The following is an 18,751-nucleotide window of genomic DNA, read 5'->3' on the forward strand; positions in this document are numbered from 1 at the left end:
GGTTGCGGGATGCTGGCGATAACGTTCGTTCACCATCCCGGCCGGTACGGCTCGGGGCAGCCGTGCCGCGGATACGCATCCGGTGCAGCGGGCAGTGGAATGTGCGATATCTGTCGGTACAGGTTGGTGTAGTCGGTTCATGGAGGCAGTGATGGGTGTGGCAGCCGGTCCGATCCGCGTCGTGGTGGCCAAGCCGGGGCTCGACGGCCACGATCGCGGGGCCAAGGTGATCGCGCGGGCGCTGCGCGACGCCGGTATGGAGGTCATCTACACCGGCCTTCATCAGACCCCCGAACAGATCGTCGACACCGCGATCCAGGAGGACGCCGACGCGATCGGCCTCTCGATCCTTTCCGGCGCCCACAACACGCTGTTCGCCGCGGTGATCGCCCTCCTCAAGGAGCGCGACGCGGAGGACATCAAGGTCTTCGGCGGCGGCATCATCCCCGAGGCGGACATCGCTCCGCTGAAGGAGAAGGGTGTCGCGGAGATCTTCACGCCGGGAGCCACGACGGCGTCGATCGTGGACTGGGTGCGGGCCAACGTTCGGCAGCCTGCGGGGGCGTAGGTCTGGCGGGGGCGCCTGCTGCCGTTCGCGGTGCGGTGTGTTGTGGGTCGGGTCCGTGCCGGTACGTCTTGCCCGTCGCCGCGTGGGCATACTGCCCGGCACCCGAGCACGGCGAAGCTTTGCGGGCGGCCGGCTACGCGACGGGCAGAGACGTACCGGCACGGACCCTTCCGTACGTACGCGACTGCGGGCCGTCCTGGCTGCGGGCAATCGGACGGCTGCCCGCCCACGCTGCGGCGGTGTGTGTACCGCCGGGTGGCCGGCGGAGCCTCGTTTGTGCGGGCGCGCGTGTGGCTGGGGGCGGTTGCCCACCCGGCAGTGGCTGGTGCGTGTGGCGCCGGGTGGCCGGTGGAGCCTCGTTTGTGCGGGCGCGCGTGGCTGGGGGCGGTTGCCCACCCGGCAGTGGCGGGTGCGTGTGGCGCCGGGTGGCCGGTGGAGCCTCGTTTGTGCGGGCGCGCGTGTGGCTGGGGGCGGTTGCCCACCCAGCAGTGGCGGGTACGTGTGGCGCCGGGGGGCCGGCGAAGCCTCGTTTCTGCGGGCAATCGTGCCGCCAGGGGCGGCACGGGTGGGCGCAGCGGCGCCCCGTAAGCGCCGGGCTGCGTGACCCAACCCCGCCCAGCACCAACCCCTGGTGCGAAGGAAACAAGGGGCGCCCGGGGTTTGCCCACCCGGGGGGTGCCCGATAGCCGCAGGGTGGGGCGGCCCCAGGCCGGCCGGAGTGTCACGGCGGGGTCAGTTCCGCTGACATCGCCGCGCGCAACCGTAGCGTGGTGACGAGGCGCTGGAAGGCCTCGGCCCAGTACCCCCCGGCCCCGGGCGACGCGTTCTCCGGCTCGTCGGGAATCGCGGTGAGCCCCTCCAGCCGTACGGCCTCCGCAGGGTCGAGGCAGCGCTCGGCAAGCCCCATCACTCCACTGAAGCTCCATGGATAACTCCCCGCGTCCCGCGCGATGTTGAGCGCGTCGACGACCGCCCGCCCAAGCGGCGCCGCCCACGGCACCGCGCACACCCCGAGCAGTTGAAACGCCTCCGACAGCCCGTGGGTCGCGATGAACCCCGCCACCCACCCGGCCCGCTCGGCGGAGTCCAGCGTGGCGAGCAGCTTCGACCGCTCGGCCAGCGACACCGCCCCCGGCCCCCCGGCCTCCGGGGCGGAGGGCGCCCCCAGAAGTGCTCTCGACCACCCCGAGTCCCGCTGCCGCACCGCCGCCCGGCACCACGCCGCATGCAGCTCGCCCCGCCAGTCGTCCGTCACGGGCAGCGACACGATCTCCCCGGGCGTACGTCCGCCCAGCCGCCGCTCCCAAGTCGCGAGGGGAGCCGCCTCGACCAACTGGCCCAGCCACCAAGATCGTTCACCTCGCCCCGACGGTGCTTTCGGTACTACACCGTCCCGCTCCATGCTCGTGTCGCACTCGTGCGGAGCCTCGACCACGATCGTGGGCGTCTTCTGCGTCCGGTCGACGGCCACGCACGAACCGGCCCGGTCCGCCATCCGTGCGGCGAGCGCCGAACCCGGCAGCGCGGACAGCAGCTCCGCCGCCGTGGCCCGCACATTGCGGCTCCGGTCGGCCAACGCCCGCTCCAGGAACGGCTCGTCCGCCGCGCACAGTCGCGTCCGCAACGAATCGAGGAACATCAGCCGGTCCTCGGCCCGCTCGGTAGCCCATGTCGTGGCGAGCAACTCGCGTGCGGCGGCGGGTTCCTGTGTCCGCAAAGCCCCGAGGAGTGCGACCCGCTCGGCGAACAGGCCCTCCTGCCACAGCTGTTGGATGCGCTCGGTCTCGCCCGGCCCGGGCAGTGCGGCGCCGCGGCCCGGCGTGGAGCGCAGCGCGAACCGCCAGTCCGGGTTCAGCCGGGCCAGCCACAGTGCACGCGGACCCGCGAAGGCCAGCGCGGCGGGCCGCAGATCCGTGCGCCCCCTGGCGGTATCGAGGAGGGCGGGCAATGCCTCCGGGGGCGCCGCGAAACCGCGCTCGTTCGCGAGGGTGAGCCACTGCGGCAGCAGCTCCATCAGGTCGGGTGCCGCCCCTCTGCGGCCGCCGCCTCCCGTGCCGGGGCGGTCCGTCAGCAGCATGGCGAGCCTGCGGGCCGCGGCGGGTGGGAGCGCCGGGCGGGGATCCCGTGCCGTCGGCTCGGGCCGGGCCGCCGCGCGGGCCGGCCGCAGCCCGGCCCGCCGCCGCAGGGTCCCCGCGGCGGCCGCGTCCAGCAACGTCGTGGGCGCCTCCCGTCCGGGCGCCCACCTCGGTGGCGTACGCCGTTCGGTCCCGAGCAGGGCAACCGTGACGAGCTCCTCCCAGGAGTCCCCGACGGATGTCTCCGGCGGCCGAGGGGCCTTTGCGGAAGCGGAGGTGCTGTTCATGAGCGTCCTTTCCGTACGGAGGGCTGAGGGTGAGGAGGGACAGGGGGCGGAAGGCGGGAGGCGGGAAGGCGGCTGCACGGGGCTTCGGGATTCCCCGTCCCCGGCGGGGGCCTGCGTCCTCAGCAGAGGGTTACCGCTTCCCCGGACCCCTCGGGCCAGGCCGTCAGCGGAGTGAAGCCGTGGTGGCCGCACTCGCCGAAGACCGTGACGGGGGAGCCGCCGGAGAGGGAGACGAGCCGCCACAGCCCGGCTCGGGTCCGGGCCGCCGGAGTGAGCGGCAGCGCCAAGTCGCCGTCGGCGGCGGCCAGTTGCCAGGAGTCGCCGTCCGGGATGGGAACGACGCGGTCCAGGGTCACCGGGACGGAGTCCAGCCAGGGGTCGTCGCGCAGCGCCGCGCCGTAGCGGGCCGCCGCCTGTGCCGGGCTCATCCCCGGCGGCCGTATCTCCATCGGCGAGGGCGGCGCGAACTGCTCTCCCAGCGCCGCCCGCAACTGCCCGGCCCCCGCATAAGCCGACAGCTCCGCCTCTACGGCCAGCCCCACCGGCAGCGCCAGCTCCGGAGCGCGCCCGGCGGCCCCGTAGGAGAGGAGCAGCGCGGTGCGGCCGGACTCCGTCCCGTACATCCAGATCCTGCGCGTCGTGAGATGGCCGTCCGACGTGTCGTACTGGGCGAGGACCAGCCAGCGGTCGCGCACCGGGAGGCCGTCCGCCGAGCCTGTCAGCCCCACCCGGGACCGGACCGTCGCCGCCAGACCGTCCGGCAGCCGCTCGCGCCGCAGCCACCCCCGGACGAGCAGGTGGAGCAGCGCGCACTCCTCCAGCAGCCGCACCGGCCAGCCCGGACCGGACGACGGGATCGCCCCCAACTCCCGTACCCGCGCCGCCAGACCGGGCGCCTGGGCGTCGACCATCCGGGCCGCGGTCTCCTCCCACAGCCCGTACCCCGCCTGCTCTGCGGCGGCCAGACCGCCCCGCAGTACGTCCTTCAGGCGCTGCTCCAGCTCCGCCGCCCCCGCCGTGATCCGCTCGGCCCGCCGCTCCGCCCTGCGCCGCGCCGCCTCCGGATCACCCGCGGCCGCTCCAGATACCCCGCCCGTCGTCCGTTTCTGCTCCGCCCGCTCTCTCCTCCCTTCCATCCACTGCTCCGCCCAGTCCGGCGCCTGCCCCCGCGGCACCGTGTCGCCCGAGCCCGCCCAGAGGAGCAGCAGCCCCAGCGCGTGCTTGCACGGGAACTTGCGGCTCGGACAACTGCACGTATAAGCGGGCCCGGTGGAGTCCGCGATGTCGATGACCGTCCGATACGGCTTGCTGCCACTGCCCTTGCACAGACCCCACACCGTCCCCTCGTCGCTGCGCCCGGCCCCGGACCACGGTCCGGCCGCGCCGAGTTTGCTTCCCGCTTTGCGTGACGCGGCGTCAGGCGCCAGTGTCAGCACCTGATCCGCTGTCCAGCGCACCGCCTGCTGTGTCATGCAATCGAAGGTAGATCCCGCCACTGACAATCGACCGCCGCGAGCATATTTCCGCAGGTCAGAGCGATTGTCAGTGCCGTGGTGCAGGGTGGAACCAGATCCGAACCGGCGAAGCTGGAGGGGGACCAAGCCATGTCTGTGTCCGTTGACCCGATGACCGTGAATCCGCCCGCGCACGACACGCACGAGGCGTTGCGCCCGCACGCCGAGAACGCGTTCGCGGCCGAGCTCGCGGCGCTGGCGGCGCAGGACGACCGGCCCCGCCCGGACCGCTGGCGGCTGTCGCCGTGGGCGGTGGCGATGTATCTGCTGGGCGGCACACTGCCGGACGGCACGGTGATCACACCCAAGTACGTGGGCCCGCGCCGCATCGTCGAGGTCGCCGTCAGCACCCTCGCCACCGACCGCGCGCTTCTCCTGCTCGGGGTGCCCGGCACCGCCAAGACCTGGGTGTCCGAGCACCTGGCGGCAGCGGTCAGCGGCGACTCGACGCTGCTCGTGCAGGGCACGGCCGGGACCCCCGAGGAAGCGATCCGCTACGGCTGGAACTACGCGCAGCTGCTCGCGCACGGCCCCAGCCACGACGCGCTCGTGCCGAGCCCCGTCATGCGGGCCATGGCGGAGGGAATGACCGCCCGCGTCGAGGAGCTGACCCGCATCCCGGCGGACGTGCAGGACACACTGATCACGATCCTGTCGGAAAAGACCCTGCCGATACCGGAGTTGGGGTCGGAGGTGCAGGCCGTCCGCGGCTTCAACCTCATCGCCACCGCCAACGACCGCGACCGCGGGGTCAACGAGCTGTCCAGCGCCCTGCGCCGCCGCTTCAACACCGTGGTGCTGCCGCTGCCCGAGAGCGCCGACGCCGAGGTCGACATCGTCTCGCGCCGCGTCGACCAGATCGGCCGCTCCCTCGATCTGCCGGCCGTGCCCGACGGTATCGACGAGATCCGTCGCGTCGTCACCGTCTTCCGCGAGCTGCGCGACGGAGTCACGGCCGACGGGCGCACAAAGCTCAAGTCCCCCAGCGGCACGCTCTCCACCGCCGAGGCGATCTCCGTCGTCACGGGTGGCCTTGCCCTGGCCGCCCACTTCGGTGACGGCATCCTGCGCGCGAGCGACGTCGCCGCCGGCATCCTCGGCGCCGTCGTCCGCGACCCGGCGGCCGACCGCGTCATCTGGCAGGAGTACCTGGAAGCGGTCGTCCGCGAGCGGGACGGCTGGAAGGACTTCTACCGGGCATGCAGGGAGGTGAGCGCATGACCGGACTTCCCGCGGAGCGGCCTCCGAAGGCCTGTGCGATGGGCGCCGATGGGCCGAAGACCCGCACGGGCTCGTACGGCCACGCCTACGACGACGGGCCCCTGTTGCTCGGCGTACGGCATCACGGACCCGGCTCGGCCCGTGCCGTTCGGGCCGCGCTGGAGGCTGCCGAGCCCCGCGTCGTACTCATAGAGGGGCCACCGGAGGCGGACGTGCTGATCCCGCTGGCCGCCGACGAGGACATGCGGCCCCCCGTCGCGCTGCTCGCCCATGTCGTGGACGAGCCCGGCCGCTCGGCCTTCTGGCCGCTCGCCGAGTTCTCGCCGGAGTGGGTGGCGATCCGCTGGGCCGGGGAACACGGCGTCCCGGCCCGTTTCATCGACCTACCGGCAACCCACACCCTGGCGTGGGGGAATGAGGAGAGCACCCCGGAGCAGGCCGAGGAGGCCGAGGGTGCCGCGGAAGTTGAGAAGGCCATCCGGATCGACCCCCTCGCCGTGCTGGCCGAAACCGCCGGCTACGACGATCCGGAGCGCTGGTGGGAGGACGTGGTCGAGCACCGGGGCGGGGCGGGCGCCGATCCCTTCGTGCCGTTCGCGGTGCTGGGCGAGGCGATGGGGGCGCTGCGCGAGGCGTACGGAGCAGGAGGGCACGACCGGGACCTGGTGCGAGAGGCGCACATGCGGCTCCGGATGCGGGCGGCACAGCGGGAGTTCGGGGACGACGTGGCCGTGGTGTGCGGGGCCTGGCACGTGCCCGCGCTGCGGCAGAGGTCCGCGGTCGCCGCCGACCGGGCGCTGCTGAAGGGGCTGCCCAAGGCGAAGGCCGACCTGACATGGGTGCCCTGGACACACCGTCGGCTCTCCCGGGTCAGCGGATACGGCGCGGGCATCGACTCGCCGGGGTGGTACGGGCATCTGTTCAGCGCCCCCGACCGCCCCGTCGAGCGCTGGATGACGAAGGTGGCCGGACTCCTGCGCGAGGAGGACAGGCTCGTCTCGTCCGCGCATGTCATCGAGGCCGTACGGCTGGCGGACACGCTCGCGGCGATGCGCGGTCGCCCCCTGCCCGGGCTGACCGAGACCTCCGACGCCGTACGTGCGGTGATGTGCGAGGGCTCGGATGTACCGCTGGCGCTCGTGCACGACCGGCTCGTGGTCGGCGACGTCCTGGGCGAGGTGCCCGCGTCGGCGCCCGCGGTGCCGTTGCAGCGGGACCTCACGCGGCTCCAGCGAAGTCTGCGGCTCAAACCGGAGCCGATGGAACGGGAGTTGGAGCTCGACCTGCGCAAGGACACAGACGCCGGCCGGAGCAGGATGCTGCACCGACTGCGCCTCCTGGGCGTCGACTGGGGCGAGCCGGCCGTGTCGCGCGGCAGCACGGGTACCTTCCGGGAGACCTGGCGGCTGCGCTGGGAGCCGGAGCTGTCCGTACGGGTCGCCGAGGCCGGGGTGTGGGGCACGACCGTGCTGTCCGCCGCGACCGCCAAGGCCGAGACGGACGCCGTCGCCGCACGCGCCCTCGCCGACGTCACCGCTCTCGCCGAGCGCTGCCTCCTCGCCGAACTCCCGGACGCGCTGCCCGTGGTGATGCGGATCCTCGCCGACCGGGCCGCCCTCGACACGGACGTCGGGCACCTCGCCCAGGCCCTGCCCGCCCTCGTCCGCTCCCTGCGCTACGGCGACGTACGCGGCACGGACACCCACGCCCTCACCGACGTGGCGGCAGGCCTCGCCGAGCGGATCTTCGTCGGCCTCCCGCCGGCCTGCACGGCCCTCGACGCCGAAGCAGCCGAGGAGATGCGCCACCATGTGGACGCGGTGCACGGAGCGGTGGCCCTGCTGGGGGAGACGCTCACGGCCTCGCCCGGCGGCATACGCGAGCGCTGGCACAGGGTGCTCAAGGTGCTCGCGGGCCGCGACACCGTCCCGGGAGTGATCCGCGGGCGGACGGTGCGACTGCTCCTGGACGACGGGGAGTTGGGGCACGACGAGGCCGCACGGCTCATGGGCCTCGTGCTGTCGCCGGGCACGGAGCCGGGGGACGCGGCCGCCTGGATCGAGGGGTTCGTCGGCGGCGGCTCCGGGGGCGGCATGCTGCTCGTCCACGACGAACGCCTGCTCGGCCTGGTGGACGCGTGGCTGACAGGGGTCCCGGCGGAGGCGTTCACCGATGTGCTGCCGCTGCTGCGCCGCACGTTCTCGGCGTACGAGGCGGGAGTGCGCAGGACGCTGGGCGAACTGGTCCGCCGCGGCCCGGGAGCGCCGGGCGCCGCCGGGACCACTGCCTCCGGTCTGCCCGGCTTCGCCCCCGACCTCGACCCTGACCGCGCCGACGCCGTCCTGCCGGTACTGCGCCTGCTGCTGGGATTGGACGAGGGCGCAGCCGACACGGACACCGCCACCGACACCGGAACCGACCCAGGCACCGGAGCCGGCACCGACAGCGACCGCGATCGAGCCGACCCCGATCGAGCCGACCCCGATCGAGCCGACCCCGATCGAGCCGACCCCGATCGAGCCGACCGCGAACGCGCCGACCACAGTGACGACAACGACCTTGCAGGGGTGTGACCTCATGACCACATCGGCGGTTGCGCCCGGCGCAAGCGGCGCGGGGGACGCGCGTGAGACGGGCGAAGCGGGGGATGAGCGGCTTCGGCGTTGGCGGCTCGTGCTCGGAGGTGAGGCCGCGGACGGCACCGGCTGTGTGCTGGCCGGGCAGGACGCGGCGATGGACGGAGCGCTGACCGCGCTGTACGGAAAGGGGGACAAGCAGCAGGCGGGGCGGGACCGTTCGGCGGGGCTGGGGGCGTCGGCGCCGTCTGTGGCGCGCTGGCTCGGGGACATCCGAACGTACTTCCCTTCGTCCGTGGTCCAGGTCATGCAGCGGGACGCCATCGACCGGCTCGGCCTCTCCACGCTGCTGCTGGAGCCGGAGATGCTGGAGGCGGTGGAGGCCGACGTCCACCTCGTCGGCACGCTGCTCTCGCTCAACAAGGCGATGCCCGAGACGACGAAGGAGACGGCACGGGCCGTGGTGCGCAAGGTCGTCGACGACCTGGAGAAGCGGCTCGCCTCCCGCACCCGGGCCACGCTCACCGGCGCGCTCGACCGCAGTGCCCGTATCAGCAGGCCCCGCCACCACGACATCGACTGGAACCGCACGATCGCGGCGAACCTCAAGCACTACCTGCCCGAGTACCGCACGATCGTGCCCGAGCGGCTGATCGGCTACGGGCGCGCCTCGCAGTCCGTGAAGAAGGAGGTCATCCTCTGCGTCGACCAGTCGGGGTCGATGGCGGCCTCCGTCGTCTACGCCTCCGTGTTCGGCGCCGTCCTCGCGTCCATGCGGTCCATCGCCACCCGCCTGGTCGTCTTCGACACGGTCGTCGTCGACCTCACCGACCAGCTCGACGACCCCGTCGACGTCCTCTTCGGCACCCAGCTCGGCGGCGGCACGGACATCAACCGGGCGCTCGCGTACTGCCAGTCGCAGATCACCCGGCCCGCCGACACGGTCGTCGTGCTCATCAGCGACCTCTACGAAGGAGGGATACGGAACGAGATGCTCAAGCGGGTCGCGGCGATGAAGGCGTCGGGGGTGCAGTTCGTGACGCTGCTGGCGCTGTCCGATGAAGGGGCACCCGCGTACGACCGCGAGCACGCGGCGGCGCTCGCCGCCCTCGACGCACCGGCGTTCGCCTGCACGCCCGACCTGTTTCCCGAGGTGATGGCGGCGGCGATCGAGAAACGGCCGCTCCCCATTCCGGACACCAGGTGAGGAGAGTTGAGAAAGGGGACATGAATACCCATCGGTAACAGGGGACTTGCGCAACCTCGGGCGCCCCGTGCGAGGATCGGGCTTCCTTATAAGCCTCTTACACGCGAGGACCCGCCCGCCTTGTCCCTGTCAGCCGCATGGCCCGGAGCCGGTGCCAGTGCCGCTCTGCGCGTGATGCGCACGGCGGCCGGGCGGCATGCGCTGCAACTGGTGCTGTTGGCGGGTGGGTTGTTCGTGCTGGGGCTTGTCTGCGGCGGACAGGCGTACGCGGCGGACTCGACGGGAGCGACGGTGCCGGTGCCGGCGGTGGCGACGCCCACAGGGGTCGTCAGGTCGGTGGCCCAGCCCGTGACGCGGTCGGTGACGGCGGTGTCGAGCGCGGCGGAGCATGTCGTGAAGCCGCCGGTTGAGCGGACCGCGGGCACCTCGGTTCGGCGCCAGCAGGCACAGGCACAGGTACAGGTCCAGGCCCCCGGGGACCCGGGAGCAGGCGCCACGGACACCGTGCGTGACGTCGTACGGCCGGGCGGGGATCCGGTCGGGGATCTTGTGGAGACGGTCACCGGTGGGCCGACAGGGCCTGGGGCGGACGTACTGCCATCGCTGTCCTCGCTGCCGACCCTGACCCCGACCCTGCCTGAACTTCCCACGCCACCGCTTCCGACCCCGCCGCTTCCCACCCCACCCGATCTGCCTGGTCTGCCCGGCGTGCCAGGCCTGCCCTCGCTCCCGGACATGGGTCAGACCCTCCCGGCGCCCGCAGCGGCGCAGCCGTCTGACGGGACGACGGCCGGGCGCGGCAGCGCGCACGGGACCACAGTCGCGGCGTCAGCGTCAGGGTCGGTGCCGGTGTCGGGGCCTGCGTCTGTGTACGGCCCCCACGCGCGGAGTGCGGAAGCCGGCGGTGCGGCCGTGGGTGGTGGAAGCCGGCGTGCACGCATCGCCCAGGTGCCCGTGCACCAGGCGCCCGCCGGTGAGCCAACCGGTGACCCGACCGGCGCGCTGGGCAATCAGTCGGCGGTCGACAACGGCGCGCCGCGACACGGTGATCCGCAGGCCGTCACCTTGAACCACCTGGCGCCGCTGCGGCTCGCGCCCGGCGCACCCGCGGGCGTCACCGCGGCCGAGACCCGGGACAGGTACCGGGACATTCCGGTTTTCCCCGGCTAGGGCAGCCCTTCCCCCGCTGATCGACCTGCCGCGCGGGGGCGGAACAGGTCTGCCCGCCGTCCGGGCACCCCGCTCCTCCGATTCCCGGATGGAAGCCCCCGGACCTCCCGAACCGAATGTCTCGGTCTCCCGAAGGATCTGACGCAAGCATGAACAAGAACATCCGCCGTTCCCTCGTCATAGCCGCCGGTGTCTCCGGCGCATGGGCGCTCGGCACCGCCGTCGCCAGCGCGGACGAGCTGCACTCGCCGTCCGTCTCCCTTCCCGACGTGAATGCCGACGGAGTCGTCGCGAACGTGACGAGCGACGTCGAGGACACAGCCACCGGCGCCACGGGCGGCAGCGATGTCACCGATGCCGCCGGTGTCACCGATGTCGCCCACAGTGCCTCTGCTGGTACTGCCACCAGCACGGCAACCGACAAGGCCGCGACCGCCACCACGACCACCGCGCCCGAGGACGAGATCGACTACCTCTTCGGGCCGCTCTCAGCCTTCGCGCCCGTCACTACGAGCACCACGAACGTCCCAAGCACCGCAAGCACCGCAAGCACCACAAACACCATGGCCCCGGTCGTCGACGAGACCGCGGCCGCCGCTGTGCCGCCAGTCGCCGTGACCGCCGTCGACGGCGTCGTGCCGCTCGCGGGGCACGCGGCCGGCAACGCGAGCAGGCTGGCGTACGGCGTGACGGGTGATGCGCAGCCGCTCGTCGGGGGTGTCGCCTCCGGTGTCGTCGGGGACACGGCGGGCGCCGTGCTGCCGCCGGTCGCGGCGACCGCCGTCCACGGGGTCGTCCCGGTCGCCGGGCAGGCCGTAGGAGACGCGACGACTCTGGCGCACGGCGTCGTCGGCGATGTCCGGCCGTTCGCGGGCGGTGTCGTGGGCGGTGTCACGGGCGGAGTTCCGCCGCTCGCGTGGGGTGCGGTCGGCGGCGTGGCCCCGTTCGCGCAGCACGTCGTCGCGCACGATGTGCGGCCCTTCACCGGCGGTGTGGCCGACGCGGCGCAACCGGTCGTGCAGTTCGCGCAGGGCGTCGTCGACAAGGTCCGGCCCGTTGCGGACGGAGTCGCGGGCAGCGCCACCCGTCTGGCGTACGGCGTCACGAGCGATGTGCGGCCGTACGCGGGCGGCGTCGTCGGCGAGGTCGACCCCTTCGCGCAGGGCGTGACCGGACAGGTCGCCCCCTTCGCTCAGGACCTGACCGGAACCGTCGGCGCGACCGGTGGCCCGCTGGCCGGCCATGCCGTCACCGGCGTCCACCACGTAGCCCAGTCGGTGACCCCCGGCTACCTCGGCTGACCAGCGGCAACCAGCGGCAACCAGCGGCAGCAGCCGCAACCAGCCGCACCAGCCGCGATCAGCCGTATGCAGATAGATCCCCATGTAGTTCCCTTCCCCTCCCATCTCCGCAGGGCCCGCGGCCCCGGACGGTCGAAAGCCATCGGTCCGTCCGACCGGAATTCCGACCGGGACCCTGCGGATGGGGCGGGTGGTCCCCATTGGGGTGGGGACCACCCGTCCTGGGCCCTTCAAAGCCATTGAGGGCTGTTCAAGGGGTCTCACCGGGCAAACCCCAGCCCGGTGAGGCCCCGTTTCCAACGAATCTGTGACAGGTATCACCGCTCAGGTGTGATCTGCGATTTAGGGACCCGCGTCCAGCGGCGATAACCTGCGAGACGGACATGCCGCGCGCTCGGACACCGTGTGCGCCACCCTTGTGACAGCGGACGTCACGTTGCCCTTCGCGGCACGCCCACGCATCCCAACGAACCGCGAGATCACTGATAGGGACGGACGCGCGTGGACCTGTTCGAGTACCAGGCGAGGGACCTCTTCGCCAAGCACGGTGTACCGGTGCTGGCCGGTGAAGTCATTGACACGCCTGAGGCAGCCCGCGAGGCGACCGAGCGTCTTGGCGGCAAGTCCGTCGTCAAGGCCCAGGTGAAGGTAGGCGGCCGTGGCAAGGCCGGTGGCGTGAAGCTCGCCGCCACCCCGGACGAGGCCGTCGCCCGCGCGACGGACATTCTCGGCATGGACATCAAGGGCCACACGGTCCACAAGGTGATGATCGCCGAGACCGCGCCCGAGATCGTCGAGGAGTACTACGTCTCGTACCTCCTCGACCGCACCAACCGCACCTTCCTCGCCATGGCGTCCGTTCAGGGCGGCGTGGAGATCGAGGTCGTCGCGGAGGAGAACCCCGAGGCCCTCGCGAAGGTCCCGGTCGACGCCAACGAGGGCGTCTCGATCGAGAAGGCCCGCGAGATCGTCGCCCAGGCGAAGTTCCCGGCCGAGGTCGCGGAGCAGGTCGCCGAGATCCTGGTGACGCTGTGGGACACCTTCATCAAGGAGGACGCCCTCCTCGTCGAGGTCAACCCCCTCGCCAAGGTCGCCTCCGGCAAGGTCATCGCCCTTGACGGCAAGGTGTCGCTGGACGAGAACGCCGAGTTCCGCCAGCCGGACCACGCGGCTCTCGAGGACAAGGAGTCGGCCAACCCGCTCGAGGCCGCCGCCAAGGCCAAGAACCTCAACTACGTCAAGCTCGACGGTGAGGTCGGCATCATCGGCAACGGCGCGGGTCTCGTCATGAGCACCCTCGACGTCGTCGCGTACGCCGGTGAGAACCACGGTGGCGTGAAGCCGGCCAACTTCCTCGACATCGGCGGCGGCGCGTCCGCGGCCGTGATGGCGAACGGCCTGGAGATCATCCTCGGCGACCCGGACGTCAAGTCCGTGTTCGTCAACGTCTTCGGTGGCATCACCGCCTGTGACGAGGTCGCCAACGGCATCGTCCAGGCGCTGCAGCTGCTCAAGGACAAGGGCGAGGAAGTCACCAAGCCGCTGGTCGTGCGTCTGGACGGCAACAACGCCGAGCTGGGCCGCAAGATCCTGTCGGACGCCAACCACCCGCTGGTCCAGCGCGTGGACACCATGGACGGCGCGGCCGACAAGGCCGCCGAGCTGGCCGCGGCCAAGTAAGGGACGAGGGAACCACACAGCCATGGCTATCTTCCTCAACAAGGACAGCAAGGTCATCGTCCAGGGCATGACCGGTGCCACGGGCATGAAGCACACCAAGCTCATGCTGGCCGACGGCACGAACATCGTCGGTGGCGTCAACCCGCGCAAGGCGGGCACGTCGGTCGACATCGACGGCACCGAGATCCCGGTCTTCGGCACGGTCGCCGAGGCGATCGAGAAGACGGGCGCCAACGTGTCCGTCCTCTTCGTGCCGCCGGCCTTCGCCAAGGCCGCCGTGGTCGAGGCGATCGACGCCGAGATCCCCCTCGCGGTCGTCATCACCGAGGGCATCGCCGTCCACGACTCCGCCGCCTTCTGGGCGTACGCGAAGTCGAAGGGCAACAAGACCCGCATCATCGGCCCGAACTGCCCCGGTCTCATCACCCCGGGCCAGTCGAACGCCGGCATCATCCCGGGCGACATCACGAAGCCGGGCCGCATCGGCCTGGTCTCGAAGTCCGGCACGCTGACGTACCAGATGATGTACGAGCTCCGTGACATCGGCTTCTCGTCCGCCGTCGGCATCGGTGGCGACCCGGTCATCGGTACGACGCACATCGACGCGCTCGCCGCGTTCGAGGCCGACCCCGACACCGACCTGATCGTCATGATCGGTGAGATCGGTGGCGACGCCGAGGAGCGTGCGGCGGACTTCATCGCGAAGAACGTGACGAAGCCGGTCGTCGGCTACGTGGCGGGCTTCACCGCGCCCGAGGGCAAGACCATGGGCCACGCCGGCGCCATCGTCTCCGGCTCCTCCGGCACGGCCGCCGCGAAGAAGGAGGCCCTTGAGGCCGCCGGTGTCAAGGTCGGCAAGACGCCGACCGAGACGGCGAAGCTGGCGCGCGAGCTTCTCGCGGGCTGATCCTCCGCTTGCCTGAACGTCGGGTGGGCCCGTACCCCTTGAGGGGTACGGGCCCACCGGCGTTTCCGGAACCGACACCGACGCCCGATGTCACGCCTGACAGACACGACGCCCGATGTCACGCCTGATGCGATGACGAGGCGCGCGCCGCCTAACGCGATTGCGGCACCAGCCTCTCCGGGCCATGGGCCGTCTGAGACCTGAGCTTGGCTCTCAACTCCAGTTCCTCCTCGGAGAGCGCGCCCGGAGCAGCCCGCGGCGGCACCCCCCGGACCGCGGCGCCCGGGGCGACCGGAGCCTCGTAGTGGTCCGGGGCCTCGCGCAGGGTCAGGGCGGTGATGCCGATGAGGAGGGCCGTGCAGGCGACGGCCGCGCGGGTCCATTGACGGGCACGGCGCTCGCTGCCGGTACGGACGGCCCGGGGTTTGGCGGCGCGGAGCCGCTCCGTGCCGGCGAGTTGCGTGAGGCGCTGGTGCAGCGCCTCCGGGACGGCCAGCTCCGGCAGCCGCGCGGCGACGGCCTGACGCGCGTACAGCAGCCGGTTGGCGGCCGCGGGCGTGCTCGCCTCCGTCTCGGCCGCGGTCTCGGGAAGGTCGAGCCCGACGCCGTCGTAGAGCAGCAGGGTGCGCCGGTAGGGCGGCGGCAGTTGCAGGAGTACGCCGAGCAGCGCCCGGCCGGCGGCGTCGGCGGGCGGCGCCTCCGGGTGCCGGTGTCGGGGGCGCAGCCGGTGCCAGGGGGAGAGCGCGTACTCGTACGCCGTCGCCCGCACCCACCCCGCGGGGTCCCGGTCGACAGCCACCTCGGGCCAGCGGTGCCAGGCCAGTTGGAAGGAGCGTTCCACGGACTCGCGCGCCAGTTCGCGGCGCCCGGTGAGCAGATAGGTCTGCCGTACGAGAGCGGGGGCGCAGAACGCGTAAAGGGCGTCGAAGGCCTGAGCGGGCGTCAGGGGTTCGAGCGTGTCGGCCGGGGCCGGCGCGGTGGCCTCCGCCTCCGCTTCCCCCGCCGGCAGCGGGTCGAAGGACGGTCCGCCGCCGACACCGACCAGGGCACGCACGGTCGCCTCGTGACGGTCACTCACCTCGGCCTCGGCGACTTCACGTACCTCAGCGACGACGGCTTCACGCATGTCGGCGTCGGTGTCGGCGGGCGGGCCCTCGGGTGTGCCCAGCAGCTTTGCGTACGCTTCCAGTCTCCGGCCGCGCGGTGTCGTACGGCCTGTCTCCCATGAGCGCACCGTCTCGCGGGTGACGCCCATCCGGGCGGCGACCTCGGCCTGGCTCAGTGACTTGGCCTCGCGGCGGCGGCGCCGTTCCTTGGGGGACGGGAGCGGGGTGGCAGAGCCGTCCGTCACAGCGCGCCCTTTCGTACGAAAAAGTACATAGATGCATATTGAGCGACACATCCGAGCTTCGCCTGTTACGACGGGAAAGCGCGTGTCGTTGGGAGCATGGCGGACGTGACCCACCTCACCGAGCGCGGCACGTCCCGCATCACGTCGTTGTCGTCCCTGCTCACCCGGATGCGCGACCGCTCGCCCGGGCTGGCCGCCGGCGCCTTCGGCGGCGCGCTCGCGGCCGGGCTCGGGCTCGGTTCGTTCGCCGTCCTCGTCATGGTGCTGTGGATCAGTTCGCCGTACCCGGACAGCGGACCCGGCGGCGCGCTGCATGTCGCCGCCGCGCTGTGGCTGCTCGCGCACGGGGCCGAACTGGTCCGCACCGAGACCCTGTCGGGGGTGCCCGCGCCCGTGGGCATCACGCCGCTGCTGCTGCTCGTGCTGCCGACGTGGCTGCTGCACCGCGCGGCGCGCGACGCGGCGGACACCGACGCGGAGGGTGACGAGGACGGCGGCTCCGAGGCGTCGCCGCGCGCGGTGTGGGCCGGGGTCGTGACGGGCTATCTGTCGGTCGGCGGGGCCGCCGCGTTGTACGCCTCCGGCGGCGAGCTGCGACCGTCCTGGGCGTGGACCGCCGTATGCCTTCCGGTAGTTGCGGCCGCGGCGGCGGGAGCGGGGGTGTGGACGGCGTACGGGCGTCCGAGCGGGCCGCTGCCGGCCCGGTGGCGCAGGAGGCTGACGGCCGCTCTGCCGGGAGGCCTACGGCGCTTCGTCACCGACGAGGGTCTGGAGCCGGGCGCCCGCCGCGCGCTCGCCTCGGCGGTGCGGGCGGCCGGGGCCGGGGTCGCCGTGCTGGTCGGGGGCGGGGCGCTGCTCGTCGCCGCGTCCTCGGTATGGCACGGCGGAGCGGCGCGCGACTCGTTCCTGCAGCTCACCGAGGTGTGGTCGGGCCGGTTCGCCGTACTGCTGCTGTGCGTGGCCCTCGTGCCGAACGCCGCGGTGTGGGGGGCGGCTTACGGCCTGGGGCCGGGGGTCGTGCTGGGTGCCGGGCATGTCGCGGGACCGTTGTCCTCGGCGGGACCGGGGTCCCTGCTGCCACCGTTCCCGCTGCTGGCTGCGGTGCCGGGGACGGCTACGCCGTGGGGCTGGGGGGCCGTGGCGGTGCCGGTGGCGGCGGGGGTGACGGTCGCGTGGTTCACCGTCGCGGCGGCGGCGCCGAAGGGCGGGGCTCGGGAGGAGGCCTGGTCGAGGGGACGGACGGCCGCTGTCGTGGGGCTCGCTTCCGTGCTGTGCGGGGCCGCTGTCGCGGGGCTCGCGGGGCTGGCCGGGGGGCCGCTCGGGGTGGATGCGCTGGCCCATCTCGGGCCGGTGTGGTGGCAGGCGGGGCCTGCGGCGGTCGGGTGGGTGGGGGTGGTGGGCGTGCTGGTGGCCGGGGGAGTACGGGGCTGGCGGGTACGGGTCTCCGGCCGGCATCGGCTCCGGGTGGCGTTGCCCTCCGCGAAGACCTGGTTCTCGTGGGCGAGGCCACGGTCGTCCCGGGCCGCGGGCAAGGCGGAGCCCGTGCTGCCGCCCACGCCCGCGCCGGAGCCCCCGGACCCCACCTTCGAGCCGTACGACTTCCTCCCCGCGGACGCCCCGCCCTCTCCCTGGCACGAGGACGCCACCCGAGAGTCCCGCTGGGCAGCCCTGAAGGAGGCTTCCACCCTCGCGGACCCGGAAGAGCTGGGCTGAGCCCGCACCAGGGCCGAGGGCCCCGCGTACCTGCGGCCGCGGGTACGGCATGGCGCCCGGGGTCCGGTGGGTGGGTCGGGGCCGGGCCGGAGCATCCGTCCTCGGTCCGGCGCGGAATCGGTTGCGTTACAGGTGGAGGGTGTTGACGCGCCATCCGCTGCGGGCGGACGTTCCGGCCCGTCCCCTGCCGTGCGTACGCGGCTGCGGGTGCGTGGGGGTGGTCGGTTCGGCTTCACCGCCGCGGGCTCGGCGCGCCAGATGCTCCGGCCCCACCCCTGGTCGACGACCGGCAGGCAGCAGCCCTCGACGTCAGCGCGTGCCCAAGAGCCCCCGGAGTTCCTTCGGGAGGAGGTCGTTGCAGGACTGCTTGGCGGAGTTGGTGAGGGCGTCGTTCGTGCAGGAGTAGTAGTCGCTGTAGACGAGTTGGGCGGTGAAGGCCGCGGCGACCATGACGATGGCGAGGGAGGCGGTGACCAGGCCGCTCACCGCAGCCGTCTTCTGAGGACGGGTGCTCGCGGCAGGGTCGGGCGCCGGGGCGTCCGGATCCGGCGTACGCGGCTTGGCGCGCAGGGCGCTGCCGCCCCAGTACAGGGCGAGCGCGCCGAGCAGCAGCGCCACGTACGGCCAGCTGAAGAGGGCGAAGAAGAACGCCCACATCCCGGAGAGCAGCGCGAAGCGTGCCCGCCGCTGGGCGGGGTCCGTCGGGTCCCAGCGCATCCCGGTGCCCGGACCGCCGCCGGGCCCCTCCTGACCGCCCTGCCCCTGAGGCGCACCGGGACGGTCACCGAAGCGGCCGCCGCTCGAACGGCCCGGCTGCTGATCGCTCCACTGGTTGCCCCACGGGGACTGCCCCTGGTGTCCGGACTGCCCGGGCTGCCCGGACCGGCCGTCGTCCTGCGAGCCCCGCCCGTTCGCGGGCCTCCGGGGCTGCCACGGCCGGTCGGGGGTCCCCTCCGGCGGCGGGGCGAAGGGGTTGTCCTCCGAGGGCGGGTCGGAGGGCGGGTCCGACGGCGTCGGCGTGTCCGACGAGGGGGCCGAAGGAGTCTCCCGGCCCCGCCCGTCCGCAGCGTCGCGTCCGCTCTCCTGCGGCGGCGTGGGCGAAGGGCGCCGCTCGCGCAGCAGGGGCGGAGGGAGTCGGAGACTGCGATCCGGCATCAGGTGTGCGTCTTCCCCTTGATGAA

The 18,751-nt window shown here is 72.9% G+C and carries 13 protein-coding genes; 9 read left to right on the forward strand and 4 right to left on the reverse strand.

The features are described from left to right. Window positions 1-151 precede the first annotated feature (151 nt). Window positions 152-568 carry a cobalamin B12-binding domain-containing protein gene (locus ABZS97_RS00600; protein WP_356131653.1) on the forward strand — a complete coding sequence of 139 codons (417 nt, stop codon included), beginning with the start codon at window positions 152-154 and terminating at the stop codon, window positions 566-568. A gap of 721 nt (window positions 569-1,289) precedes the next feature. Here ABZS97_RS00600 and ABZS97_RS00605 read toward each other — a convergent pair. Together ABZS97_RS00605 and ABZS97_RS00610 are read right to left on the reverse strand one after the other, a co-directional pair. Continuing rightward, window positions 1,290-2,930 (reverse strand): DUF5691 domain-containing protein, encoded by a 1,641-nt coding sequence (locus ABZS97_RS00605; RefSeq protein WP_356131656.1) that lies wholly within the window; start codon window positions 2,928-2,930, stop codon window positions 1,290-1,292. A gap of 119 nt (window positions 2,931-3,049) precedes the next feature. Then, the gene (locus tag ABZS97_RS00610) at window positions 3,050-4,402 is read right to left on the reverse strand and encodes an SWIM zinc finger family protein (protein ID WP_356131659.1); all 1,353 of its coding nucleotides are present in this window, start codon (window positions 4,400-4,402) and stop codon (window positions 3,050-3,052) included. A gap of 132 nt (window positions 4,403-4,534) precedes the next feature. On the opposite strand from ABZS97_RS00610, the gene ABZS97_RS00615 reads away from it, so the two are divergent. From ABZS97_RS00615 to sucD, 7 genes are all read left to right on the forward strand, one after another. Beyond that, entirely contained in the window at window positions 4,535-5,665 is a 1,131-nt protein-coding gene (locus ABZS97_RS00615; RefSeq protein ID WP_356131662.1) for an AAA family ATPase, read from the forward strand. Between the two features lie 38 nt (window positions 5,666-5,703). Then, a complete protein-coding gene (locus ABZS97_RS00620) occupies window positions 5,704-8,238 on the forward strand; it encodes a DUF5682 family protein (protein ID WP_356131969.1) in 2,535 nt (844 codons plus the stop codon). A 4-nt stretch (window positions 8,239-8,242) separates the two neighbouring features. Further along, on the forward strand, window positions 8,243-9,448 hold the full coding sequence (locus tag ABZS97_RS00625) for a VWA domain-containing protein (RefSeq protein ID WP_356131665.1): 1,206 nt from the start codon (window positions 8,243-8,245) through the stop codon (window positions 9,446-9,448). 912 nt (window positions 9,449-10,360) lie between these two features. Continuing rightward, the gene (locus ABZS97_RS00630) at window positions 10,361-10,618 is read left to right on the forward strand and encodes a hypothetical protein (RefSeq protein WP_356131668.1); all 258 of its coding nucleotides are present in this window, start codon (window positions 10,361-10,363) and stop codon (window positions 10,616-10,618) included. 149 nt (window positions 10,619-10,767) lie between these two features. Next, a complete protein-coding gene (locus ABZS97_RS00635) occupies window positions 10,768-11,919 on the forward strand; it encodes a hypothetical protein (RefSeq protein ID WP_356131671.1) in 1,152 nt (383 codons plus the stop codon). Between the two features lie 501 nt (window positions 11,920-12,420). Then, a complete protein-coding gene (sucC, locus tag ABZS97_RS00640) occupies window positions 12,421-13,599 on the forward strand; it encodes an ADP-forming succinate--CoA ligase subunit beta (protein ID WP_356131674.1) in 1,179 nt (392 codons plus the stop codon). 22 nt (window positions 13,600-13,621) lie between these two features. After that, window positions 13,622-14,506, forward strand: coding sequence for a succinate--CoA ligase subunit alpha (gene sucD, locus ABZS97_RS00645; RefSeq protein WP_327431112.1), 885 nt, complete (start codon window positions 13,622-13,624; stop codon window positions 14,504-14,506). A gap of 151 nt (window positions 14,507-14,657) precedes the next feature. On the opposite strand, the gene ABZS97_RS00650 is transcribed toward sucD, so the two are convergent. Further along, a complete protein-coding gene (locus tag ABZS97_RS00650; RefSeq protein ID WP_356131678.1) occupies window positions 14,658-15,857 on the reverse strand; it encodes a helix-turn-helix domain-containing protein in 1,200 nt (399 codons plus the stop codon). A gap of 96 nt (window positions 15,858-15,953) precedes the next feature. Here ABZS97_RS00650 and ABZS97_RS00655 point away from each other — a divergent pair, with 96 nt between their 5' ends. Continuing rightward, a complete protein-coding gene (locus tag ABZS97_RS00655; protein ID WP_356131680.1) occupies window positions 15,954-17,570 on the forward strand; it encodes a DUF6350 family protein in 1,617 nt (538 codons plus the stop codon). A 309-nt stretch (window positions 17,571-17,879) separates the two neighbouring features. Here ABZS97_RS00655 and ABZS97_RS00660 read toward each other — a convergent pair whose 3' ends face one another. Continuing rightward, a complete protein-coding gene (locus tag ABZS97_RS00660) occupies window positions 17,880-18,725 on the reverse strand; it encodes a hypothetical protein (RefSeq protein ID WP_356131683.1) in 846 nt (281 codons plus the stop codon). Window positions 18,726-18,751 lie beyond the last annotated feature (26 nt).

Origin of the sequence: Streptomyces sp. NPDC005485 (assembly GCF_040606085.1) — a bacterium.
In the GTDB taxonomy this organism is placed as follows: domain Bacteria; phylum Actinomycetota; class Actinomycetes; order Streptomycetales; family Streptomycetaceae; genus Streptomyces.

Bases quoted from the DNA above. Each gene is read 5' to 3' on its own strand.
- ABZS97_RS00600 (WP_356131653.1), top strand. From the start codon at position 152: ATGGGTGTGGCAGCCGGTCCGATCCGCGTCGTGGTGGCCAAGCCGGGG.
- ABZS97_RS00605 (WP_356131656.1), bottom strand. From the start codon at position 2,930: ATGAACAGCACCTCCGCTTCCGCAAAGGCCCCTCGGCCGCCGGAGACA.
- ABZS97_RS00610 (WP_356131659.1), bottom strand. From the start codon at position 4,402: ATGACACAGCAGGCGGTGCGCTGGACAGCGGATCAGGTGCTGACACTG.
- ABZS97_RS00615 (WP_356131662.1), top strand. From the start codon at position 4,535: ATGTCTGTGTCCGTTGACCCGATGACCGTGAATCCGCCCGCGCACGAC.
- ABZS97_RS00620 (WP_356131969.1), top strand. From the start codon at position 5,704: ATGGGCGCCGATGGGCCGAAGACCCGCACGGGCTCGTACGGCCACGCC.
- ABZS97_RS00625 (WP_356131665.1), top strand. From the start codon at position 8,243: ATGACCACATCGGCGGTTGCGCCCGGCGCAAGCGGCGCGGGGGACGCG.
- ABZS97_RS00635 (WP_356131671.1), top strand. From the start codon at position 10,768: ATGAACAAGAACATCCGCCGTTCCCTCGTCATAGCCGCCGGTGTCTCC.
- sucD (WP_327431112.1), top strand. From the start codon at position 13,622: ATGGCTATCTTCCTCAACAAGGACAGCAAGGTCATCGTCCAGGGCATG.
- ABZS97_RS00655 (WP_356131680.1), top strand. From the start codon at position 15,954: ATGGCGGACGTGACCCACCTCACCGAGCGCGGCACGTCCCGCATCACG.
- ABZS97_RS00660 (WP_356131683.1), bottom strand. From the start codon at position 18,725: ATGCCGGATCGCAGTCTCCGACTCCCTCCGCCCCTGCTGCGCGAGCGG.